Source organism: Paenibacillus sp. JT22N15 (assembly GCF_059383755.1).
The window spans coordinates 284,683-307,210 of the sequence record NZ_JBXENV010000004.1 but is presented as its reverse complement, the minus strand read 5'-3'; the positions used below and the strand labels follow the sequence as shown (position 1 = coordinate 307,210).

The following is a 22,528-nucleotide window of genomic DNA, read 5'->3' as shown; positions in this document are numbered from 1 at the left end:
CAGATAGATTCAGCAGCACAAAAAAGGGAGGAAAAACAATGAAAGCAAAAATGTTTATGGCGGCAACGCTGGTTATGGTGCTATTTTTAATGGCGGCATGCAGTGGAAACAACGGCAGCACCGGAACTAACGGCAATGCGAGCGGGAAGCCTTCCCCAAGCAGCAGCGAGACGGCAGGTACGAGTAACCCAGATGCGGCAGCACCGGATCCGGTGACCTTGAAGTTCATGCTATTCGGCGATAAGCCTGCGGATTTGGATAAGGTTCTCGCTAAGTTTGAAGAAGTGAGCAAGGATTCGCTTAATACGAAGCTTGAATTTGAATACAACACGCCTCAGGATCATCGGCAAAAAATGCAATTGAAGATGTCGACAGGCGAAGCCGTTGACGTCATGTTTGATGCGGGGTGGATGAATTTGTACAATCATGTCAGCCTCGGCTATTATGCAGAGCTTGATCAATATTTTAACAATGATGAATATCCAGGGCTGAAAGCGGCATTCCCTGCGGAGTTCGTTGAAGCGAACAAAATTAATGGCCATCTTTATACGATTCCGCTTACTTACTACTATACAGATCTTAACGTCATCAGTATCCGCAAAGATATTCGCGAGGAATTGGGACTCGGCCCGATTACAACGTTGGAGGAATTAGAAGTTTATCTTCAGCAGGTTCAAGAAAAGAAGCCGGACTATACGCCACTCGCCTTAGGAGGCCGAGGCTTTCATAAGCTGTTCACGCCATCCGAAAATGGGCGGACCGATATTCGCCTAGCCGCGATTGGAAGCGATTCCTTTACCGGAGGCATTCCATTCAGTGTCGCGCTGTCGGAGGATGGCAAGAAGGTTATCGGCGCCGCAACATTGGGTGATCCGGATTCGGAATTTGCGAGCTTCCCTGCGCCGTTCAATACGCATGCTTCGATTTACGGCCACTTCCAGAAGCGGGTGGACTGGAGCAAGTACATTAACAAGGATGCTCTAGCTCCAGCAACGGGTGTTGTCTCAGATAAGGGCGGCGCTGGAGAAGGCACGATTGGCGGCATTTCAAGAGATCGTCAAAAGCTGCAAGAAGCATACGGTACAGGGCTGGATATCGAGCCGTTCGTGTATGAGAGCGACGATGTCCGCAATATGAAGCCAGGCGCTATTCGTACGGATTTCCGCGCGAACAACAGCGTCGTTATTCCGGCAAGCTCCAAAAATATTGATCGCACAATGAAGTTTTTTGATTGGCTGTTCAGCAGCAAGGCCAATCATGATTTATTCGAGCTTGGCATTGAGGGCGAGCATTGGGTAGCCGATGGCGACAATGGCTACAAAACAACGGCAAATACGACGAAATATCAATTCCAGCCGTATGAGCTAACCTGGAATCCGAGCTTATCGAGGCTGAATTCAGATCAGGACCCGGCTACGATGAACTATTTGCAGTATGCGCTTGATAACAAAAACTACTTCCAAATTGCGCTTTCGGGCTTTATCTTCGATTCCAAGCCGGTGGCGACAGAGCTTGCCAAAATCAAGCCGAAATTTGATGAGGTCGAGCAAATTCTCAAGGTAGGATACGAGAAAAACTGGCTGGAAATGGCGCAAAGCTTAAACAAACAAATGCGCGATTCCGGACTAGAAACGGTACGTGCGGAAGTGCTCAAGCAAGTGCAGGCTTATTTGGATGCAGGCGGTAAATAAGTAAAGGGAACAATGTTGCGTATAGCGGCAACATGTTCGATGTAACGGGAAATGCAGCACAAATAACAGCCCCTTCCGTCATTTGGTGACGAAGGGGCTGTTTCCTATTAATCGGACAAAAACGTAATGTTCTTGGCAAATGCATTGATGCGAAAATGGCCCTTAGAAGCATCACTAATCCATTGGTTATTGATGCGGAGGTTAACAAAAGTAATATTTTCGACAGGTCTTTGTTCATCAAAACCGTAAATCCGATTGGGATTGCTATTCTCTCCACTATAGGCGACATTGCGGAACGTAATATTTTCGATACGGTTGCCAGGTACAGGATTATAATCAGCATTGTGCACGACCCGAATGTCAATCAGCTGTCCTTGCTCGAATGGCTCGACGCGGATATTATCGTACAGCACTTGGCGAACAATATTTTTATCTCCTGCATTAATGGCCAGCGCTCCCCAATAATTTTCTTGAGGCTCGTGATGCTCAAGGATGTCCAAATTCATAAAGGTAATATCCTCAATCGTATCTCCGTCATGATGGTGATCGCCATGGGTCCCAATCATTAGCGGGTGAGCGACGTCCGCCCACAGCACTGAATTGCGGACACGCACGCGGCGCGTATTTCCTTTATAATCCCAGCGAGTGCCATAAATAGCGATGCAATCATCGGATGTCCGCAGAAAAACATCATCAATGTCAATATCGGAGCTAGCCATCATATCGATGCCATCTGACCAGCCTCTTGTGCTGAACGATTTGAAGTTGCTAATGCTTATATGAGAGGACTTTCCAATATAAATGCTGTAATGGGGCGGATCGAGCAAAATAAGCCCCTCAACCTGAATCTTTTGCGAGAATACAATACGTACGCCACGGAAAGCCGAATAGCGATGGAAATCGGACAGGTCCAAGATGCCTCTTCCTCTAATGGTTACATTCTCAACATGCTCGCAGACGAGCGAGCCGACAACGATGGCACCCCCGGCAATATAAACTGTTTTGCCTGAAGGAATGCGGAGTATTGTTTCTTCTAAATAATGCATACCGGGAGCGAAATAAATGACATCGGGCGCGTGCCCCGTCTCAGCTGTCGGGGTCTCGGCTAATTTTAAAATATCCTCTGTTCGGTGAATGGCGGGCTTCCCGGCTCTCTCCAGCACGAGCACGCCTGGATCTCCGGGCCTAGGTGCCTCCAGCTCAGGCTTACCGGCAAATAGATGCAAATTGCGGAAGCGCTCGTCATTAACCTCAATTGATAACTTTTCAGGTCGATCCAATGTGAAGCGAATGGAATGGCTGCTATATTCAGTCTGAATGCCTGTCGATAGGGGGCGTACGATGACGCTGCTTATAGGCGTGAAGCAGCAGTCGATTTCTACCTCAACCGTGCCCTCCATATCAAAATAAGCCATGGAAGCTTTGCGAACGTTATGCATATCCACCTTGACTTCGTACACGAACAGCTCTTGCCAGTCGCCTCCAATTTCCCGTACGCGAACGCGATAGTTATCTGAACCAATGGCACCTTCCGGTGCTGGATAAATGATCGTCTGACTCATATGTACCTCCCAAATACGAAATAGTCATTGCCTGTATTCAGGTTAATATAATGGGGCGGCCGCTAACAATTGCATAAGTTAATGATAGCAATGAATTTTAATCATTTTGGGTTTTATTATTTATAGGATGAGTTGAACAGTGGATGGGGATGTTTATATATAAGAGTATGTAAGAGCGCTTGTATGAACAAGCACTCCACAAGCTTAGCAATGATTTTTCTTTGTCCAATGCTTCTTACCGATAATAAGAACTTTTTGACCAGGTTTAACAAAAATTACTTTAACCTTTTTCTTTTTGTCATATCCGTATCCCATTCAAATCATCTCCTTTCCAGCTAGTAATCTATTATATACATGGATTAATGGATTCGATTGGGCTATTTGATAAATTGGATAAAATTGGGTGTTTAGTTAGGCTTACGAATCAACATGAATAGTGGAGTTCATAATGTTGAATAGGGTGATTTATGGATGGACTGAGTAGCAAGCTTCAGCATGTAAATAATATTGGTGAAGGAGGGGGGAAGTGCGAACATATATGGAATTAAGAAAACCATTAATTGACTATATGAAAAAATGAAAGGAATTAAGAATCTTTATATCTACCGTTTTTTGATTTGAATGATGATACATATGAGGTGTTTATTTTAGAAGAATTAATGAGACAGCTAAATATAAGTTTCGATATAACGGAATTATATAACCAATATTTATTATGACTTCACTGATCAGCATAACATGGTGAAACTAGGAGTCCGTTGTGAAATTAAACATGAAAAGAAAATAAGGAATATATTATATAACATGTACTCAAGGGCAGAGATAAAAAGTAAAATAAAAGAGAGTAATGATGATTTACTGAAGTTGGAAATCAGCAGCATATGTAACCAATGCACACCATAATGTTCAGTTATTATAGAGGGGTATTATATGAAAAAATTCCGTGGTTTACGTCGGCATTATCGAAAGATAGAAAAACTGATTTTTACCCATCAATTTCATTTTGATGATGAAACGTGGTATAACCACTGGCATATGCACCTTGACTGGAAAGGAATAACGGATGAAAGTATCAGGCATAGAAGGAGACATTTTAAATATTACTTAAATATGTTAGACCAAATTGAAGAACAATCAGACGGGAATGAAATCGACTTTCAAGCTTGGATATATATTGATCCTGAATTTGGTTCGAGTGATGCAGTATTTATGCATACAAAAAATCCGTATAGTAAGTTTCCAGTACAACTATTAGAAATCGAATGGGATATTGAAGTACCTGAACTTTTAAAGAAATTGATCATGAGTAATGATTATGTAATAGGAAGAACGAAGCATGAAGCTTCTTATAGTTATTATATTTATAAAATAGGGATTGGAATTTCATTGAAGTAACGCAGGGAGGTTGAGCGATGGGCACCGAGTGGTACGACATGATCGCTAGAAGAAATGGCGGTTATAAAAACAATGCGATATTTACCATTGAAGGAATTTCAGCGGAACAGATCTTTGAAGAGAGACTGAGGGGCATGTTGCCAAATTTTAATTCAGTTTTAGATGCTGGGTGCGGACATGGGGATTTCACACTAAAGATGTCGAGACATGCTAAATCAATCATTGGATTTGACAACTCTGTTGAAATGGTAAAGATTGCTGAGACAATTTCAGAAGAAAGTAAAGTGAATAATGTAAGGTTTGTATATGCTACGACCAAAACTGACTTACCTTTTAAGGATGAACAATTTGATTTAATTTATGACAGAAGAGGGCCAACTTCTATATTAAATCATAGTAGAATCCTTCTTTCTGGAGGTGCGATATTCGGAATTCACTCGGGAGCATTAGACACAGTTAAAAACAGATTAAACAGTAATGGATTCATAAACATTGAAATCGAAGAGTTTAATAGCGCGATTATCTTTTTCCCTAATGAGATTGAATTTGCTAAGTTTATTTCAGGAATACCCGGCAATCCAGATTATACAAAGCCTGAATTACAGAAGGAACTAGAATTGAAGATTCAACAGAATATAATTAACGGAAAACTTGGATTGCGAGATTATAAATACATATGGAAAGCAAACAAACCTTAATGTTGTAAGTTACTTGAAGAAGATGGCGACATTTTCTAAAACCATAGACTATTAGGTTCATAAAAATAATCATGTTAAATGCAAGAGGTCGAAAGTTTATCAAAGTGGGTGATTTCATTGGGAAATTGGATAGAACTCGATTCGGAACTTTATCGAGTTGTTTGGGATAAGTTCTCTAAGGATTTCAATTTTAAGCCTGGTGGCCTTAAAGAAAATTCACCAACATTTATTACACCACGCCCGTTTGTTATTTATGATATTTCGCATCTTTATGGTAATGGTTTTGAATTTCGCTATAAGGATTTAGAAAAGTGTATTGTCAATGCCATGTTAGAATGCACGGATGAGTATGAATATATATATGTACTTGATTGGCAACATGATTCTTATCTATTTAACCCTCATTTAGAGAGTACAAAAAATGAATGGGGTGAATGGCCTATACCACTTTATCCAAATGGTGACTATTATTTTTTCCTAAACAAGACTATGACATGGGGGTATTTAGGCCACCCATGGGAGAATTCCATTTGTATCTTTGGCAATGAATTTTTAAAGGCCGTAGAAAGAATTAAACCTAAATTATTTAATAAAGTTATCAGACAAGGTTGAAAACAGGAGAGTTATAATAGATTTTCAAGGAAGCGGGTTCAACCTGATAATCTGCAAGACTAATCTCGCTTCTGAAATCGGTATGCTGGATAGCTATGTAGATTCGAACAATCCCCTAAGTTTTTCGATGTGGCGAATCTCAGAAAATTATATGCAATCGTGGTGAACAATTTAGGAGGTAATTTCATGGGGTAATTTTTACTGCTTTAATTCAATTTCCTCAAAATATAGATTTTAAGACCCTTTACCAAGATATTAAAAATAAAGATAGCTTTGTTTACTTAAATCTTTTAAATGACTTTGAAACAAAGGAAAGAGAAACTAGTGGAGAAATTAATGTGTTCATGGAGAAATATATTGAAATAGACTATGGATTAATAGATCTTACATTTAATAAAGATATGGTTTGTTGTGTTAGGGCAAATCGATACTGGGATCATTTTTTAACCCATTTAGAGACGAGAGATACTTTGAGAAAGATATGTATCGAGTTTGCAAAATATTTTAGAGAAGAAAAAATTGTGTATTTGCCAGATCATTTCGGTCTGGATTATGTATTTAGTGATATGGATTTAAACAATATTTTAGAGTCACTTGAATCTCGTCTTGGAAAAGATGCTCCAAGCATTGAATCCATATATAAAGAATTTGATGAGCATGTAGAAAGTGATGGATATTATATAGAAAGGTTATGATTTTGAATGCTATTTAGTTCCTTAAATCTATTGGAGTCGTAACTACACGAACGCTATCAGAAACTATCAAATAAATAATTTACTCATGAGGGTAACTACAATGAAGCTATTTAGATTACATGAATTAGAAAATTTAAATTACATTGAACTATTTCCTAGACGATACACTGGTGGTGGTTATCTGAAGCCAGAGTCAGTATACTTAACCGATGATGCTTTCAGTTTTATAGTCGTAGCAGTAAAGAGGGGCTTCGAAGGATATGAACCGTTCAACTGTTTTGTTTTAGAAAGAAGTCAATGGAAATTAATTATGAATGAAGTTAAGAAGCAAAATGAATTCTTAATCAAATATCAAGATGAAAAGTTAGAAGAGTACATTTCAATATTCTATAAAGAAAGAACTCTAAGAGCATGCAAAATAGAAGAGTTTCAAATGATTAGGCATGAGATAATTTCATTGCTTAAAGATTTTCTTGATTGGATCGAATCTCAGCTTGAAATCAATGAATTTATTACTTTAATAGGGATTTAATCAGTGCTAGCTTATGAAGAGGTCAACAGCATAAGCTAACAAAGTATTCACGCTGTGGACATTCGCTCTTGGTCTGGTAGCGTCTTTTGGCATGGAAGTTGAATCAACCAGGGTTTAAACTAGTACGTTTGGTGAAAAAGGGCTGACACTGATTAAAAAGTATCAAGAAATATACCCCAAAAGGCGTTGATTGTTTAAATGGAACTGACTATCGATCAATTTAAAGAATTACTTGAAGCTGGTCAAAAGACTTTTTCAGGGATAGAGGTAGAAGAAGGGAGCCTTCAAAACTATAATCTGAGTGGATGCTCATTTATAGAGTGCATATTTGCCCTTGATTTTTCAAATGCAAGTTTAAAAAACAGCAAATTTATAAATTCGAATCTGAAGACCTGTAATTTTACGGAAGCGGATCTGACAGAATCGGAATGAACAGGAAATATGTTATGTTCGGCTGTGTTTAATAAGGCAAAGAGAGATAGCATACGATTCGTTGGAAATTACTATCATTCCGTGATTCTTGAAATAAAAGATTTAGAAAAAATGATATAGGCTAAATACGGGGGAGGGTTATGATGGACAGGGAAGATATTTTATTAGAACGCTTCGGGTTAGAACCAGAGCTAAAAAATTTACAAGAAATTAGGTCGTTACTAATCGAAGAAACGAATGATTCTAATACAGAAGAACATGAGTATTTGAAAACGCTCTGTATTTTGCTTTTTACCTTTGGTTATCCCGAGGACACTCTCCTAATCTGGAATGCTAAGATGAAAGATTTTGATGCAGGCTGCTATATTGACGGAGAATTGCTAATGGGTGCAGGACTTAATGAGACTATTCATTTTTTGAAAGAATTAAATACGACAAAAGCTAAAGAGATATTGGAATACATAGAGCAATATGAAACAAATGATGATTACATGACTAGAGAAAAAGTAATTGATTTTTACAGTAAGTATTACAAGTTAACATAAAAGAAAGATGTGTATGTTGGTAAGCATAAGGGAAGAAACGATCATTAATAATGGCGGAATACCAGACACCCATCTATCAATTTTCCTCGCTCGCTACGATCTGACCACTATTTTGACGCGGTTTTGCTCTGTTATTTTATTGAATGGGCTAAGTAGATTCATTTTTTAGAATATGGCGCTACCCCCTTTGTATATAGGTTTTCCACTAACTCGAAAAATTCTTCTGGCGATAAATCCTTTTGTCGCTGGAGCCAAAGACGAAATAAAGAAAGTGATGTTGATATGTGAAACTCAATCAAGTATGGCGTTATGGCGTTGTTTTGCGGAAGGTTTAATGCCAAGCTATCAAGGGTGATTTCTCTTTTCAAGCGTTCTAAAAAACGAATACTGCCATAATCGCCCAAGAGGGCTTTGAGAATCGAGAGATACTCCCTTTTCTCCATGCAATGAAACGGATTTTGAACAGCAGTATGTGTAGAAAGCTCATTATTAGCCAATTCTTCTTTTATGTAGTTCAATAAATCATTTTCAACAAAGTCTAACAAATCGTAAATATCAGTAAAGTATTGATAAAATGTGCTGCGGTTATATCCCGATTTATTCGCAATCTCTTGAATCGAGATTTTTTCAATAGGCTTTTGACTATATAACTCACAAAAAACATCTATAAACACTTGTCTTGTTTTTTCCGTTATTTGGGGCTGCTTTTTCATTTTTTTTAGTCTCCTATTGGGAACAAGAATATCATCCGACAAATCATAAAAAACTGATGTTTGATGAAGGCATCATAAAGATTTATGATTATATCATACAACATGTTGTCTGATATTCAAGAAAAAATGGTTAAAAAATAGGGGTGATTTTTATGTCAGTAAAACAAAATAGAATTTTAATTTTTGGTGCAGGTGTTATAGGGAGCATATACGCAATTAAATTCATTGAAGCAGGGCTTGACGTTACTATGTTAGCACGTTCTAATCGATTTAATACATTGAAAGAAAATGGCCTGAAATATAATGAAAAAGGTGTGGTCAAATCTATAAAAGTAAATGTCATTGATGAGCTTGAAAATGGTGATATTTATGATTTTATTTTCGTTACCGTTCGTTACGATCGATCCGAATCAGCGTTGTTAGCACTAAAAGACAATCAAAGCAAAAATATTGTTACAATGATTAGTAATCCAATTGGATTTTCTTCATGGATGGATATTGTAGGGGATAGACTTTTACCAGGCTTCCCCGGCGTTGGGGGACAGATTAAAGATGGAATATTGTACGCTCGAATTCCACCAAAGTTATTAGCGGCTACGAGGTTCGGAGAAATTAATGGCGCAGTGACAGAACGTATAGAAAAACTCGCAAGATTATTCAGAATAGCAAAACTTCCTTACGAAATAAATAAGGATATAAGTGCGTATTTAATAACTCATGCCGTAACGGATATTGCAATGCTTAGTTTTTTGAAAAGTGATAATAAGATCATTGACCCCAAAACAGCTAGAACCAGAAAAACGGCACATCAAATAACATACACGCTGAAAGCGAATTTAAGGGCTGTACAAAAAGCTGGTGTTACGTTTGATCCGTCTAAAATTAAAATTTTGCTTAGATGTCCGGATTGGATTTTGGATTTTTTCTTTATGATATGGTTACGGACGAACATGGTAAAGGATATGATGTTGCCGGATTATGCGAGTAATGCAAACAACGAAATTGTACAGTTGAATAACGACTTAATGAAGTTTTTAAGTCAAAATGAATCCACACCATATGAACGATAACAGATATTGGATTGTCAAATTTGACCATTCCCTAATAGATCGCATGATCAGCCTCTGGGCTGTGCATGCGGTCTTCTTTTTATTTGTGAAATCATTAATTATTATTTTCAACAATTCTGATCAACAATACAGCAATATAGTCCTGATTCTATTTAAATGACTATGATACAATTCAATATAAAGCGCTATCATTTTTAATTATTGATCAATATTGCTGATTCTATTCATAGAAGGGAGATAGTTATTGGTGCTATCCATCCACACCCCGACGAATGTTGCTTTGGAGGAAAATGAAGTTTATGTGCGGTCAGAAGCGGATAATTTTCAGGATGAATGGCCTATTCATACTCATAACGGTTATGAAATTCATTATTTTATACAGGGGGATGCGACCTTCTTAATCGGAGATCGAATCTATAAGCCTTCGCCTGGGGATATGTTTGTATTCAGAGGGGCGGTGCCGCACCGGATTAATCCCTCAAGAGAAATCGTATACAAGCGAAGCTTCGTCAATTTTACAGAATTGTTGCTTTTGGACATGCTCAGCGTTAGCCAACTCGAAAATCTGATGTCTATCTTTCGTCATCCTAATGGATTGTTGGTGCACTGGTCCTTGGAGGAGCGTGAACAGATCAAAAGCATTTTCAAAGGAATCAAGGAGGAGATGGAAGCCAGAAATACAGGATATAAAATGATGGTCAAAATGAGCCTGACTCAATTGCTGCTGCGTATCTACCGGAAAATGAAAATGGAGCAGTCGGTGAATGAGATTCCATCTTCTACTCAGAAGCAAACAAGCGTGAGCCGGGTTCTTAACTATTTGAACCAAAATTATACAGAAAATGTTTCTTTGGATGAGCTGTCCAAGATGCTTCATTTGAATAAATATTACATTTGCCACTCTTTTAAAGAGACGACGGGATACACAGTGAGCAATTACGTGATACGAAAACGGGTGGCTGAGGCCAAAAAGCTGCTGCTGTCTACGGATGAGCCGATTTTGTCCATATCAGAAACGCTGGGCTTCAACACACCAGAATATTTTAGTAGAGCTTTTAAACAATATGTTGGTGCATCGCCACAGCTATTCCGAAAAAATAAAGTGCTTAACTAAAGCGAAATTCATTAATCATTTCAAAGGAGATGTTTGTATGAAACGAAGAACGAACTTCAAGCTCAGCTTTAGCCTGGTTTTGATTATGTCACTCATTATGCTATCTGCTTGCGGCAATACCGATAATAGCACGGTCAATACCGATAGCACCGGAGGGGCCAAGCAGGCTACTCTAGATTTCTTGTGGTTCTCTGATGGGAACGAAGGAGAAGTCATCAAGGGGATTATTAAAGAATACGAGCAGTCCAATACCAATGTCAAAATCAATCTGATTGAAGTCGGCTTCAAGGATCTTCAAACAAAATTGAAAACGATGATATCTGGCGGCAAGCCGCCTGCTCTGAGTCGGATCACGGATACGGGATCGTTCGCTAATCAGGCAGTGGATCTTGCCCCTTACGTGGAAAGTGCCGATCAGTTCGAGGGTCAATTTATTGATTCGCTTAAGCCTTATTATGTGATTAACGACAAGCTGATCGCTGCCCCGATGGATGTAACAGCGAATGGGCTGATTTATAACAAAACCTTATTTGATAAAGCGGGCGTCAAAGTACCGACTTCCCCAGAGGAAGTGTGGACGTGGGATGAGTATATCGCTGCACTGAAAGAGGTTATGGCCAAAGGCGGAGCAAGATATGGCATGGTTTGGGATGTCACACCGCATAGATGGTCTACCCTTCTGTATCAGAACGGCGGAAGCATTGTGACCGAAGATGGCAGCGCAGCAGCGATTAATAGTGAAGCCGGAGTTCGCAGTATGGAGCTCTTTAAGCAGCTTCATAAGGATGGGATCATGCCGGAATCCGTATGGCTCGGCGGGGAGAATCCTAACAATTTGTTCCGTTCCGGGACGGTAGCTGCCCACTGGGCTGGCAACTGGATGATTAGCAATTACAAGGACATTACTGATTTTGAATGGGGAGTTACCTATATGCCGAAAGGAACACAACGTTCCTCGGTGCCAGGCGGGAAATTCCTTATGGCTTTCAAAGGCAGTGGCAATGAGCAGGAGGCAGCAGCCTTTATTAACTATTTGACGTCCAAAGAAGTGAATTCTAAATATAATCAAGAGTCACTGTTTATGAGTCCTCGCAAGGACAGCTCTGTGCTGGATTATGAGTTTGGCAAGGAAATGTATGAGGTCTTCTCGGATGAACTCAAAAATACTTCGCCGCTTGCAGCCAATGACTGGTCCAGACAGACGCTTATCTCCAAAATTTCGACGGACTTAAAAAATAATATTATTGACGTTCTGTCGGATAAAGCAACTGCTCAGGAAGCAATGGACAAGACAGCCAAGCTGATTAACGAGGCTATTGGAAGCCAGTAGGCGAGCCTAAGGCTACAAATCGTATTACTAAAGGGGTGGCGGACCGATTTCTGTCAGGCCGCCCTTTCATTTTATTCATATGGAAGGGGCAAGCAGATGAGCGGAGGTCAAAGTTTAAACCGTAAAAAGCAGACAGGACAGACGAGGAAGCTCGCCATTGCTCCTTATCTGTTTATTCTTCCCAACCTCCTGATATTTGGTGTTTTTATCGTAATTCCCTCCTTATTGGGCTTGTTTTATTCTTTCCATGTTTATGATGGCTTGAATCCAATGAAGTTCAATGGACTCGGCAACTATATCAAAATTATTGGGGATAAGGAATTTTGGTCGACGATAGGACGAACGGGGATTTATGCGGCGATTGTTGTTCCGCTCATTTATGCAGTGGCATTAGGCATTGCGATGCTGCTTGCGCGTGAGATTAAAATGCGCGGCTTGTTCAGAGCCATATTTTATTGGCCGACGATGATTTCTTTTATCATAGTAGGTTTGACCTGGAAGTGGATTTTTGGAGATTCATTTGGCATTTTGAACCACATGCTTACTCTGATCGGAGTGGAGCCGGTCGGCTTTTTAACCTCGCCATTCTGGGCCAATGCGGCTGTTATTATCGCGACGGTATGGTCACGGGCCGGCTTTTTCATGGTCATTTTCATAGCGGGCTTGCAGGCGATACCTACGGATTATTATGAGGCTGCTCGATTGGACGGGGCAACGGGACTAAAGGTGTTCCGCCATATTACACTCCCGCTCTTGAAGCCAACTAGTTTGCTCGTATTCATGCTGTCTCTGATTGATGCGTTCAAAGCGTTCCCGCTTATGTTTGCGCTTACAGGCGGCGGGCCGGGCAAAGAAACGACCTATATTGTTCAATACATTTATGAGATTGGCTTTACGAAGCAGGAGCTTGGCTTGGCTAGTGCGATGTCCGTGATGTTATTTGTCATTATCGGCGGGTTTTCTGCCCTGCAATTCCGTATTTCCAAAGGGGGTGCTGTCTAATGGAGCTTAGGCCTCTAACCAAAATCGCCATCTACAGTCTGTTAAGTGTAGCAGCATTATTTTGGCTGCTGCCGGTATTATGGGTCGTCATTTCTGCTCTAAAAACGAATAGCGATTTGTACAGTTATCCTCCAAAACTATGGCCGCAGCCGGTAACCTTCGAGCATTTCAAGGAGGCGTTCAGCAAAGGCGATTTTGGCTTGTATTTCAAAAATAGTACGATCGTGACGCTCACTTCAACGCTGCTCCTGCTGCTGATCAATTCCATGGCAGGCTTTGCATTGGCCAAGTACCGCTTTCGCGGGAGCTCTATCATTTTGATCGGTTTTATCTCCACCCTGATGATTCCAATCGAGGTCATTATGATTCCGATATTCAAGGTGCTGAGCGCACTTGGCATGTATAACAGCATGCTTGCGATTATTATCCCGCCTGCGGCTACCCCGACAGGGGTGTTCCTGATGCGGCAGTATTTGCTGACGGTACCGGATGAGCTGCTGGAAGCTGCACGGATGGATGGAGCAGGAGAGTGGAAAATTTACTGGAGCATTATTCTTCCCATGGCTAAGCCTATTCTTGCCGTGCTGGCGATCTTCTCCTTTATGTGGAGATGGGATGATTTCCTATGGCCGCTCATTGCAATTAGTGATCCAGCTAAATACACGATCCAGCTGGCACTGTCTAATTTTATAGGAGAATACAGCGTGGATTGGGGAAGCTTGCTTGCCATGTCCGTCATCACGATGATTCCAGTGCTTGTCGTTTTTATCGTTTTCCAGCGCTATTTTGTTAGCGGCATGATTACTTCAGGTATGAAAGGATGATTAGAATGTCTGACACCATAATTGGCGGAATTGACGCCTTGTATTATAAGCCCATGAAATTAGGGCAAAATCAAATGATTAATCATTGGTTGATTAGCGGAATTTACACGAAGCCTGTTAAATTTGTTCCAACAACGATGGAGGGGGATATTAATGATTGGCTCATAGAGGGTTTTGCCATTCATGAAAATCCTTGCCGCAAGGAATTTGTAGACAATCGGAGAATACAGCCCCCGGGTCGCTTCTTCGATCAATGGAGCAAGTTTCCAATGCCAGGAGACAGACTGCAGGGAATAGAGGGTGAGAGGTCTTGGGAGCTGTATTCGCCATGGAATAATCCGAGGGTGGAGAAATCAGGATTTTGGTTCGTCCCGACCCATCTTCGCAGCTATGCGGCTACACGGCTTGTATCGCCTGCTAGCCATACTGCCTCGTTACGGGTGAGAACCTACGGCAGCTTGGCGCTGTGGATTAATGGACAGCTGGTGGCAGACTTTGCCCCGCTCACCCGGAACAAGGAGCAGGAAATCGTCGTTGAAGCAGAGCTTGTGGCCGGAATCAATGAAATTTATGCCTGCTGGGAGGATCTTGCCGAACGGGATACGATGTATGCTTTCGCAGTGGAATATCAAGGCGGCGAGGAATTGGCTATTTCCTTGCCTATCGCTCCCGATCTGGTGCAGCTTGTGCAATCGGCAGAGCAAGCTCTTGAACAGGCTTATTTTCCTTCGGATATTTTTAAAGGGGAGGAGATCAAGCTGCGGCTCCCGCTCCCCTTTCCTGACATCGTTACAGAGGCAGATATACTGTATGGCAATTTTTTTGATGGGACGGAAAATAAAACGATACGCATTGCTGAAGGTGCAGCTGATCTGACCTTGGCACATACGAATGAAATCGGCCATCATTACGTTTATTTCACATTAACCATTTCCGTTTCAAACGTTGTACTGACGAAGAAATTTGGTTGTCAATCCTATGATACTGCCTATGACGAGGCTGCTCAGAAGGCTGCGGATATAGAAGCTCGAAAATCTCTCGCTCTGCGCTGTATGGCCGAGAAGGGGAGTCCTAATATACATAAGGCCATCGCCATGCTGAAAACAGGAGGCGATCTCCAGACAGCAGAGAAGATTTTGCTGGATGGGGTGGAAGGGATAGAACAGCGGAAGGATTGCAGTGACTTCTACCTGGTCGGGCTATTCCGCCTCTGGAGAGATGAGCGAAATAGCGGTTTGTTTACCGAATCGTTCTGGGATCGGGTAAAAGCAAGCATTCTGGGTTATCGCTATTGGATTGATGAGCCGGGCGATGATGTGATGTGGTTTTTCAGTGAAAACCATGCCCTATTGTTTCATACCAATGAGCTGCTGGCGGGCCAGCTGTTCGAGGAAGAAACGTTTGGCAACAGCGGGGAATCCGGTGAAGTGCACCGCCAAAAAGCAGAGCAGAGGCTTGCGTTATGGTTCGAGCGCTTTTTTGACGAAGGACTGGCAGAATGGAATTCCAGCGCCTATATTCCTATTGATGCGGTAGGGCTGCTGCATATTTATGAATTTGCCCATAGTGACCGGCTCCGGGAACAAGCGAAACAGGCAATGGACCTCTTATTCTATTATATTACCGTCCAAATGCATCGAGGAGTGATGACGACAACCTTCGGCCGCAGCTATGAGAAGGAATTGTTGGGCCATTATGCAGCGGGAACGACCTCCATGTGCTGGATTGGATATGGAGTCGGCAATGTAAACAATTATTCAATTAGCAATGTCGCCTTGTGTTTATCGGATTATATGCCACCGGCAGCGTACCAGGAGCATCTGCTGCTCGGGGAAAATCAGCAATTAGTGTTCACCAATCAGCAGGGCAAGGGCGGTTATGCCCAGCTCTATCACTATCGCACTGCGGAGTACACTTTATCTTCCATTATTCGGTTTCGTCCAGGCAAACAAGGCTATCAGGAGCATGTCAATCATTTATCATTGTCTCCTGAGGCGCAAATTTGGGTGAATCATCCGGCAGAAATCTATAAGCATGGAGACGGCAGGCCTTGTTTTTGGGCAGGCAATGGAATATTGCCCGACGTCGTTCAGCATGAGAGCATAGCGCTCATGATTTTTGACATTCCGACTAATCGAAGCTCAGATTGGACACATGCTTATTTTCCTTCCTATTCCTTTACGGAATGGACAAGGGAGGGGAACTGGCATTTTGCCCGTCTGGATAAAGGATATGCAGCCATCTATGCGGCAAATGGGGCAGCTATGGAGACAGCTGGGGTGACGAAAGAGCGTGAGCTCATTTCGCACGGCTTGCGCAACGCCTGGATTATAAGGGCAGGCAGCGAGCAGCAGTTCGGTAGTTTCAGCCATTTCAAAAACCAAATGTTAGCTGCAAGCCCGCAATTCGACAGTCAAACCTTATCGCTTACCCTAGCAGACCCGATATATGGTCAAATGCAATGGGGGATGGATAAGCCTTTCCTTATAGAAGGAGAGGAAATCATACACGGCGGTTATGGCGTGAGAGGACAATTGCAGCTGCTGGACATGGGGAACTGAGCCTGGGGCAACAAAGCAAAGGAGCGAATACGAACATGCTGAACAGAACGATGCTGCTGGAGAAAATAAGCAAGGTATCCCATGCGATGGAGTCCATGGAAAACACGGCAATGGATGAGCAGTTTCCAATCGGACTGATTGATATTCACTTATGGGAATGGCCGCAAGGTGTCGGTCTATATGGCTTTCTTCAGCTTTATGAGGCAACGAAGGATGCCAAGGTGCTGGAATTTCTGGAGTCATGGTACAATGCCAGGCTGATGGAAGGATTGCCAGAAAAAAATGTGAATACATGTGCCCCGCTCCTTACGCTGATTTCGCTCTGTGAGATTACCGGGAACAAGGAATATGAACGTGTTTGTGAGGAATGGAGCGGCTGGATTATGAAGGGGCTGCTTCGCACGGGAGATGGTGCATTTCAGCATATGATAACTGGAGATGCCAATGATGGCCAAATTTTAATAGATACCCTTTTCATGACGGTTCTATTTTTGGCGAAGGCAGGGGTTTACTTTAACAAACCTGAGTTTGTAGAAGAAGCCAAGCGACAGTTCCTTGTGCATATCAAATATTTGTATAATAAGAAAACCGGATTATTCTATCACGGTTGGGATTTTAACGAAAATCATAATTATGGTGCTGTCCATTGGGGCAGAGGCAATGCGTGGTACACGGCGGGAGTTATTGATTTCCTTAATATTGTGCCGCTAGAAGAAGGGCTGAAAGCCTATTTGCTGGATACGGCGACCGCTCAAATCAGAGCACTGAGCAAGCTTCAGGAAGCGGATGGCATGTGGCACACTGTACTGGATGATCCGGACTCTTACAAAGAAGCCTCGGCTACAGCAGCGTTTGGCTACGGCATTCTCAAGGGAATCCGGTATGGCTACGTGGATGAGGCCTATCGTCAGACAGGCTTGAAGGCACTTGAAGCTGTATTGCGGCACATTGATGAAAAAGGAATTGTACAGCAGGTGTCCTACGGAACTCCTGTCGGCACGAATGCCCAGTTCTATAAGGACATTCCACTTAGCCCGATGGGCTATGGACAGGCGCTTGCTTTGTTCATCCTGATAGAGGGATTGAACGCTGCTGGTGCCGAATAATAGCAAGGCCTCTTGTGGGGAGGATATGGGAATGAAAGTTCCTGTATTCTCCCCTTTTGTGTGATTTTATAGTAATATTATTCCAAGTCATGGGGACGAAATTTCATATATGACTTATTGCCCAGGTGATTAAAAAATGAATAAGAATCCAAAGAAGAATAAATCAAAAGAATACCTAATTGATTTTTTAGAGCTACGAGAAATAATAAACAGCTACGATCCCTTGGGACTTATTAAGGGTGGGGCCCCTGAAGATGAACATGATAATTTAACAAGTGAATTGCAAAATTTACTTTGTGGAAATAAATTGAATGAAATCCGTCCTCTATTAATTAATTGCTATGAATGGTATGGGTCTGATCCCAATGAAATAAAAGATGAATATGTTGAGAGATTTCAGAAGAAAGTTGATGAAACTCTTAATAGGATTATGGAATGGTATAAACACAAAAATGACAATGAATGAAATAGGTGATTAAAATATGAGAGAAAATCAATTTTGGTTTTTTATTAAAAAGGAATTAAATGATATAACGGAGTTACTTCAAACTGCTCTAGCGTTACCTGAATATTACCGGGATTATGAAGATACATGGGAGTGGTGTGAATCCCAAACGGATCAAAATACGAAATATTATTTTAATATTGCAAGAGAACATAATTGGGAACAAGGAGAATATGAATGTCCGGTGATCCTTGCAATAAAGAATACAAATAAATCAATTGATGAAATAGGAACAATAATTTCAGAAAAACTGGAAGTAAGAGTTTATTATGGCCAAGTTCAATATGAGCGTTCTTTAAAGTATTCATATAACAGGATTAGTGAATGGAGTATTAATTAATTTTCGTAAATAACAAGAACGTAATCGCAATTGATTAAAATTCATGAGTATTGGAGGTATTCGATGAAGCTGAATTGCGATTAGATAATTCGGGAAACAATAAGCTTGATTCCTATGTTCACTTCATGTTATCAAGTTCATGAATAAAAGAAAATTATATATAAATCTATCACCTAGGAAGTGACTTTGTGCCTGCATATTTTTCGGTGTATTATTCTTTTCCTTATTCATCTTTTTCAATTGATTTTGTAGAAGAAGTTTATAATTCATTTTATAATTACTTCCCTTTTAAATCGGGCTATTGGGAGTCAGAAAACAATACACATGATGAAATAATTTCTTGGAATACGAACTTATTATCTAAGAAATTCAAATTGGCTTATGATCAGCATGTTAAACATGGTTATAAACAATTATTGTTAGACTCTGAGCAGTTTAGTCATATTAGATTGTTTTGGATGTATCAACCTAATGAAATTATACTACATATGATAATACCTGAAGATGAGATAGTCATTGGAGATGGTACATGGATATTTAGTGGCCAGCAGCTTTCTCCTCTTATTAATCTTTCAATTGATTTATGGAACCAACATGATTTAAATAATATTCAGACCTATAGGGAATTTGGCGCTCCGATTAATTCAAGGGAAATTGTGAGTGGTGAACAACCATCTATAGATCCATTTTGCATAGTAGATAGTGAATCTTTCATACAAATTGAGGGTTCCTTGGATAATGTAAACTGTGTGAAACTTATAAATAATGGAGTCATGATAATTGAACGTGAGTATGTGAGTTTAATCGGAAAAGAGAGATGACTTCACTGAACACCATATTAGCGCGGCAGGCATATGTCCGTTGTTTTTACTCTATTAAGTCGATGGGATATCGTGAATACGAAAGCGTTAGATGAAAGAACAAGAAGTCTTATTTTGGAGGAACTCATATGGAGGTATTTATTAAAGAGAATGGTGCAGCTCATGAAGATTTAATCGTAAGCTTTAAAGAAATGGACTTATTAGTCATTGCTGATACCTATTATTTTGAGATAGAGGATACGATACAACCTGAAAAGGATGGCTTTTGTAAGATAGCTGCATCGTTAAAAAGTCTATTATCATACTGGATTGAAAACATAATTAACCTCGGTAGTAAAGAAGAACGCTACTTACCAATTGATTTCTCAGATCAATATATAGGATGTTTTAGAATCAGAAGAGTTAGTAATCAGCAAATAGAAATTTCTTATGATTATTCTTTAAGGGAGGGATGGAGCGTCTGTCCATCAGATCCCAAAGAATATGCTACATCAATCCATGATTATAAAGAAACCTCGAATAAGTTATTAATAGGACAGGATGAATTAATAGAGCAAATAGTACGATCTCAAGAACGGTTGTGAGTAGTTAATCATATCCACAGCCGCCCATTGAGCTTAAGGTGGCATGGCGCACAAAATACAGAAACGTTTTCTGAAAGGTACGAAAGGCAGGTTGAAAAAAATGAGGAAAGAATTTAATTCGACAACCATCGAATTGATGAATGGGGACATTACAAAATCTGAAGTAGATTGTATTGTCAATGCTGCAAACACTAGTTTGCTTGGCGGTGGGGGCGTAGATGGTGCCATTCACCGAGCCGGTGGAAGTGAAATACTGGAACAATGCAAACAAATAAGAGCCAGACAAGGTGGTTGTGCTGTAGGAGAAGCAGTTATAACGACTGCTGGTAAGTTGAGTGCGAAATATGTCATACATACTGTAGGGCCGGTATGGAATGACGGAAAAAATAATGAGGAAGAAAAACTGCAGAGTTGCTATATAAATAGCTTAGAACTTGCATGTAAGCATAATATAAGAAGCATAGCTTTTCCTAACATAAGTACAGGGATATATCGATTTCCCAAGATCGTTGCAGCTCAAATCGCGCTGAAGTCAGTCAAAAATTATATTGAACTGCATTCAGCTATAGATAGAATACAATTCGTTTGTTTTGATGAAGAAAACTATCAGATCTATCAGAAGATGCTTGAAGAATCGGGTATGTAAGTTCAAACAGCAATCTCAAGAAGGTAGAAACATCAGATAACATCGTATACAAATACCAGAACTCTAAGCATAATTACTGCAAATTTTTTAAGGGGAGTTGATCAAGAAGTGGATCATATTCGGTTTCCTATAGGTCAGTTTAAACCAGTAATCAATCCAACAAATGAAGAACGTGTTTTCTTCATCAATCAAATACCAGAAATTACAAAGACATTAAGGACTATTTTGAATGATTTGGAGCCTGCTCAAATTAACATTCCATACCGCAAAGATGGCTGGACAATAAAGCAAATCGTTCATCACCTTGCTGATAATGATATGAATGCTTACTTAAGATTTAAGAGGGCGCTAACTGAAGATGAACCGATGGGAAACTCTTATCGGGAAGATTTATGGGCACAATTAAGCGACTATAAAAATATACCTATTGAAGACTCTATATTACTAATTGAAATACTTCATAGACGATTTCTGGTCTTGCTTAACCATTTAAAAACGGAAGATTTCAGGCGAATTTTGAAAACTCAAGTTTTAGGAGAAATAACATTGGATATAGCACTTCAAAGATTTGTATGGCATAACCATCATCACATAGCTCAAATCCAATCTTCTGTTAAAGTGAATAACTGGCCAGTTTGGGCCACAGAACCAGTTGAGATTAAGATTCCTGATTCCACTTGGTTAGTGAAGGGGACACAAGAAGTTGATCGTTTAAGAGAAAATCTTTATCCTTTCGGGGTGAGGGATATAGAACATATTGGTAGTACGTCAATTCCCAATCTTCCAGCCAAACCAATTATTGATATGATGGCAAAAATCAAGACCTATAATGATTTAGAAGAGATTATTGAAAGTTTGAAAACTGATAATTGGAATTATGTTCCACTGGAACTGGACGGGCATGAGTGGAGAAGATTTTTTGTCAAAGTTAAAAATGATAGAAGAGATTGTCATCTTCATCTGATGTTAGAGGATGAAGAACGTTGGGAAAAACAAATTAAATTCAGAAATAAACTTCGTGAACAGCCTAATTTGGCTGAGCAATATGCCGAACTAAAAAGAAAGTTAGCGGAAGAAAACAGAGAAGACAGAGAAGCTTATACAGAGGCAAAAACTGATTTTATAAAAAACATATTAGAATCGGAATAATATTTGTGAGTTTCTCAGGGTATGCCAATCCCTAAGATAACATTACATTCCTACGTCGTCGCTTAGGGCTCTCTGATTGGTGAATACAGTACCGTTATCAGACATGGATTTTTTGGGGATTAAAAGAAAAAACTAAAGGAATGATATTAATGAATGCAGCCAGAGCAAAAGAAATTATTACTTTGCTTTCCGATGGTATTGACCCGATCACAGGTGAAATCTATCACAATGACAGTCCTTATCAACAACCGGAAGTAATAAGAGCGTTATATACTGCATTAAAAGGAATTGAATTACTAGAGAAGCGCGAGAATAAAGAATTAATTGTACCTTCAAAATCAGGGAAGTCATGGAGTGAAGAAGAGGATGAAAAACTAGTAAGTGATTTTGATCAAGGAGAATCAATAAAGAACTTATCAATAATAAATGAGAGGACTGAAGGGGCAATAAAATCAAGATTAACAAGACTAGGAAGGCTTCAAGTCAAACTATAAAAATGTATGTATATCAAGAAGAAAGCCCCATCAGATAAAAGCATATTCACACTGCGGGCATACACCATTGGTCCGGGAGAAGTAGAGAAACAGGGAAGCAGAAAAAG

The 22,528-nt window shown here is 40.3% G+C and carries 24 protein-coding genes; 22 read left to right on the top strand and 2 right to left on the bottom strand.

Going from position 1 to position 22,528, the window contains the following annotated elements:
- Positions 1–38: 38 nt before the first annotated feature.
- On the top strand, positions 39–1,691 hold the full coding sequence (locus AC50X8_RS09935; protein ID WP_494879578.1) for an extracellular solute-binding protein: 1,653 nt from the start codon (positions 39–41) through the stop codon (positions 1,689–1,691).
- Between the two features lie 107 nt (positions 1,692–1,798).
- On the opposite strand, the gene AC50X8_RS09930 is transcribed toward AC50X8_RS09935, so the two are convergent.
- Positions 1,799–3,253 carry a glycosyl hydrolase family 28 protein gene (locus AC50X8_RS09930; RefSeq protein ID WP_494863337.1) on the bottom strand — a complete coding sequence of 485 codons (1,455 nt, stop codon included), beginning with the start codon at positions 3,251–3,253 and terminating at the stop codon, positions 1,799–1,801.
- A 930-nt stretch (positions 3,254–4,183) separates the two neighbouring features.
- Here AC50X8_RS09930 and AC50X8_RS09925 point away from each other — a divergent pair.
- The 7 genes from AC50X8_RS09925 (at position 4,184) to AC50X8_RS09895 (ending at position 8,162) form a co-directional block, all read left to right on the top strand.
- Positions 4,184–4,648 (top strand): hypothetical protein, encoded by a 465-nt coding sequence (locus AC50X8_RS09925; protein WP_056041097.1) that lies wholly within the window; start codon positions 4,184–4,186, stop codon positions 4,646–4,648.
- Positions 4,649–4,665: 17 nt separating this feature from the next.
- Complete coding sequence (locus AC50X8_RS09920) at positions 4,666–5,346, top strand: class I SAM-dependent methyltransferase (RefSeq protein WP_056041098.1); 681 nt, start codon at positions 4,666–4,668, stop codon at positions 5,344–5,346.
- Positions 5,347–5,424: 78 nt separating this feature from the next.
- On the top strand, positions 5,425–5,958 hold the full coding sequence (locus AC50X8_RS09915) for a DUF2716 domain-containing protein (protein ID WP_494879577.1): 534 nt from the start codon (positions 5,425–5,427) through the stop codon (positions 5,956–5,958).
- A 344-nt stretch (positions 5,959–6,302) separates the two neighbouring features.
- A complete protein-coding gene (locus tag AC50X8_RS09910; RefSeq protein ID WP_155973473.1) occupies positions 6,303–6,653 on the top strand; it encodes a hypothetical protein in 351 nt (116 codons plus the stop codon).
- 100 nt (positions 6,654–6,753) lie between these two features.
- On the top strand, positions 6,754–7,185 hold the full coding sequence (locus AC50X8_RS09905; RefSeq protein WP_494879575.1) for a hypothetical protein: 432 nt from the start codon (positions 6,754–6,756) through the stop codon (positions 7,183–7,185).
- 198 nt (positions 7,186–7,383) lie between these two features.
- The gene (locus AC50X8_RS09900) at positions 7,384–7,617 is read left to right on the top strand and encodes a pentapeptide repeat-containing protein (RefSeq protein ID WP_056041105.1); all 234 of its coding nucleotides are present in this window, start codon (positions 7,384–7,386) and stop codon (positions 7,615–7,617) included.
- A 143-nt stretch (positions 7,618–7,760) separates the two neighbouring features.
- Positions 7,761–8,162, top strand: a complete 402-nt coding sequence (locus AC50X8_RS09895) for a hypothetical protein (protein ID WP_494879573.1) — start codon at positions 7,761–7,763, stop codon at positions 8,160–8,162.
- Positions 8,163–8,320: 158 nt separating this feature from the next.
- Here AC50X8_RS09895 and AC50X8_RS09890 read toward each other — a convergent pair whose 3' ends face one another.
- On the bottom strand, positions 8,321–8,875 hold the full coding sequence (locus AC50X8_RS09890; RefSeq protein WP_056041116.1) for a TetR/AcrR family transcriptional regulator: 555 nt from the start codon (positions 8,873–8,875) through the stop codon (positions 8,321–8,323).
- Positions 8,876–9,027: 152 nt separating this feature from the next.
- Between AC50X8_RS09890 and AC50X8_RS09885 the strand changes: the two genes are divergently transcribed.
- The 14 genes from AC50X8_RS09885 (at position 9,028) to AC50X8_RS09820 (ending at position 22,421) form a co-directional block, all read left to right on the top strand.
- Positions 9,028–9,945, top strand: a complete 918-nt coding sequence (locus AC50X8_RS09885) for a ketopantoate reductase family protein (protein ID WP_494863312.1) — start codon at positions 9,028–9,030, stop codon at positions 9,943–9,945.
- A gap of 247 nt (positions 9,946–10,192) precedes the next feature.
- Positions 10,193–11,059, top strand: coding sequence for an AraC family transcriptional regulator (locus tag AC50X8_RS09880; protein WP_056041471.1), 867 nt, complete (start codon positions 10,193–10,195; stop codon positions 11,057–11,059).
- Between the two features lie 37 nt (positions 11,060–11,096).
- Entirely contained in the window at positions 11,097–12,389 is a 1,293-nt protein-coding gene (locus AC50X8_RS09875; protein ID WP_494879572.1) for an ABC transporter substrate-binding protein, read from the top strand.
- A 96-nt stretch (positions 12,390–12,485) separates the two neighbouring features.
- Positions 12,486–13,391: a carbohydrate ABC transporter permease gene (locus AC50X8_RS09870; protein WP_494879570.1), complete on the top strand. Its 906-nt coding sequence runs from the start codon at positions 12,486–12,488 to the stop codon at positions 13,389–13,391.
- Positions 13,391–14,215, top strand: a complete 825-nt coding sequence (locus AC50X8_RS09865; RefSeq protein WP_056041127.1) for a carbohydrate ABC transporter permease — start codon at positions 13,391–13,393, stop codon at positions 14,213–14,215. Before AC50X8_RS09870 ends, AC50X8_RS09865 begins: the two co-directional genes overlap by 1 nt.
- A gap of 5 nt (positions 14,216–14,220) precedes the next feature.
- Complete coding sequence (locus AC50X8_RS09860) at positions 14,221–16,776, top strand: hypothetical protein (RefSeq protein ID WP_494879568.1); 2,556 nt, start codon at positions 14,221–14,223, stop codon at positions 16,774–16,776.
- 35 nt (positions 16,777–16,811) lie between these two features.
- On the top strand, positions 16,812–17,882 hold the full coding sequence (gene bglB / locus AC50X8_RS09855) for a beta-galactosidase BglB (protein WP_494879566.1): 1,071 nt from the start codon (positions 16,812–16,814) through the stop codon (positions 17,880–17,882).
- 136 nt (positions 17,883–18,018) lie between these two features.
- Positions 18,019–18,348 carry a hypothetical protein gene (locus tag AC50X8_RS09850; RefSeq protein ID WP_494879564.1) on the top strand — a complete coding sequence of 110 codons (330 nt, stop codon included), beginning with the start codon at positions 18,019–18,021 and terminating at the stop codon, positions 18,346–18,348.
- A 16-nt stretch (positions 18,349–18,364) separates the two neighbouring features.
- Positions 18,365–18,727, top strand: a complete 363-nt coding sequence (locus AC50X8_RS09845) for a hypothetical protein (RefSeq protein WP_494879562.1) — start codon at positions 18,365–18,367, stop codon at positions 18,725–18,727.
- Between the two features lie 188 nt (positions 18,728–18,915).
- Entirely contained in the window at positions 18,916–19,548 is a 633-nt protein-coding gene (locus AC50X8_RS09840; protein WP_494863292.1) for a hypothetical protein, read from the top strand.
- Positions 19,549–19,676: 128 nt separating this feature from the next.
- Positions 19,677–20,132 carry a hypothetical protein gene (locus AC50X8_RS09835; protein WP_494879561.1) on the top strand — a complete coding sequence of 152 codons (456 nt, stop codon included), beginning with the start codon at positions 19,677–19,679 and terminating at the stop codon, positions 20,130–20,132.
- Positions 20,133–20,232: 100 nt separating this feature from the next.
- Positions 20,233–20,778, top strand: coding sequence for an O-acetyl-ADP-ribose deacetylase (locus AC50X8_RS09830; RefSeq protein WP_494879560.1), 546 nt, complete (start codon positions 20,233–20,235; stop codon positions 20,776–20,778).
- A gap of 108 nt (positions 20,779–20,886) precedes the next feature.
- A complete protein-coding gene (locus AC50X8_RS09825) occupies positions 20,887–21,927 on the top strand; it encodes a YfiT family bacillithiol transferase (RefSeq protein WP_494879558.1) in 1,041 nt (346 codons plus the stop codon).
- 149 nt (positions 21,928–22,076) lie between these two features.
- On the top strand, positions 22,077–22,421 hold the full coding sequence (locus AC50X8_RS09820) for a hypothetical protein (RefSeq protein ID WP_494863284.1): 345 nt from the start codon (positions 22,077–22,079) through the stop codon (positions 22,419–22,421).
- Positions 22,422–22,528: the final 107 nt, after the last annotated feature.

Bases quoted from the DNA above. Each gene is read 5' to 3' on its own strand.
- AC50X8_RS09870 (WP_494879570.1), top strand. From the start codon at position 12,486: ATGAGCGGAGGTCAAAGTTTAAACCGTAAAAAGCAGACAGGACAGACG.
- AC50X8_RS09935 (WP_494879578.1), top strand. From the start codon at position 39: ATGAAAGCAAAAATGTTTATGGCGGCAACGCTGGTTATGGTGCTATTT.
- AC50X8_RS09875 (WP_494879572.1), top strand. From the start codon at position 11,097: ATGAAACGAAGAACGAACTTCAAGCTCAGCTTTAGCCTGGTTTTGATT.
- AC50X8_RS09925 (WP_056041097.1), top strand. From the start codon at position 4,184: ATGAAAAAATTCCGTGGTTTACGTCGGCATTATCGAAAGATAGAAAAA.
- AC50X8_RS09850 (WP_494879564.1), top strand. From the start codon at position 18,019: ATGAATAAGAATCCAAAGAAGAATAAATCAAAAGAATACCTAATTGAT.
- AC50X8_RS09885 (WP_494863312.1), top strand. From the start codon at position 9,028: ATGTCAGTAAAACAAAATAGAATTTTAATTTTTGGTGCAGGTGTTATA.
- AC50X8_RS09895 (WP_494879573.1), top strand. From the start codon at position 7,761: ATGGACAGGGAAGATATTTTATTAGAACGCTTCGGGTTAGAACCAGAG.
- AC50X8_RS09900 (WP_056041105.1), top strand. From the start codon at position 7,384: ATGGAACTGACTATCGATCAATTTAAAGAATTACTTGAAGCTGGTCAA.
- AC50X8_RS09930 (WP_494863337.1), bottom strand. From the start codon at position 3,253: ATGAGTCAGACGATCATTTATCCAGCACCGGAAGGTGCCATTGGTTCA.
- AC50X8_RS09845 (WP_494879562.1), top strand. From the start codon at position 18,365: ATGAGAGAAAATCAATTTTGGTTTTTTATTAAAAAGGAATTAAATGAT.
- AC50X8_RS09890 (WP_056041116.1), bottom strand. From the start codon at position 8,875: ATGAAAAAGCAGCCCCAAATAACGGAAAAAACAAGACAAGTGTTTATA.
- bglB (WP_494879566.1), top strand. From the start codon at position 16,812: ATGCTGAACAGAACGATGCTGCTGGAGAAAATAAGCAAGGTATCCCAT.
- AC50X8_RS09820 (WP_494863284.1), top strand. From the start codon at position 22,077: ATGAATGCAGCCAGAGCAAAAGAAATTATTACTTTGCTTTCCGATGGT.
- AC50X8_RS09830 (WP_494879560.1), top strand. From the start codon at position 20,233: ATGAGGAAAGAATTTAATTCGACAACCATCGAATTGATGAATGGGGAC.
- AC50X8_RS09905 (WP_494879575.1), top strand. From the start codon at position 6,754: ATGAAGCTATTTAGATTACATGAATTAGAAAATTTAAATTACATTGAA.
- AC50X8_RS09920 (WP_056041098.1), top strand. From the start codon at position 4,666: ATGGGCACCGAGTGGTACGACATGATCGCTAGAAGAAATGGCGGTTAT.
- AC50X8_RS09865 (WP_056041127.1), top strand. From the start codon at position 13,391: ATGGAGCTTAGGCCTCTAACCAAAATCGCCATCTACAGTCTGTTAAGT.
- AC50X8_RS09910 (WP_155973473.1), top strand. From the start codon at position 6,303: ATGGAGAAATATATTGAAATAGACTATGGATTAATAGATCTTACATTT.
- AC50X8_RS09835 (WP_494879561.1), top strand. From the start codon at position 19,677: ATGGAGGTATTTATTAAAGAGAATGGTGCAGCTCATGAAGATTTAATC.
- AC50X8_RS09915 (WP_494879577.1), top strand. From the start codon at position 5,425: ATGCAAGAGGTCGAAAGTTTATCAAAGTGGGTGATTTCATTGGGAAAT.
- AC50X8_RS09860 (WP_494879568.1), top strand. From the start codon at position 14,221: ATGTCTGACACCATAATTGGCGGAATTGACGCCTTGTATTATAAGCCC.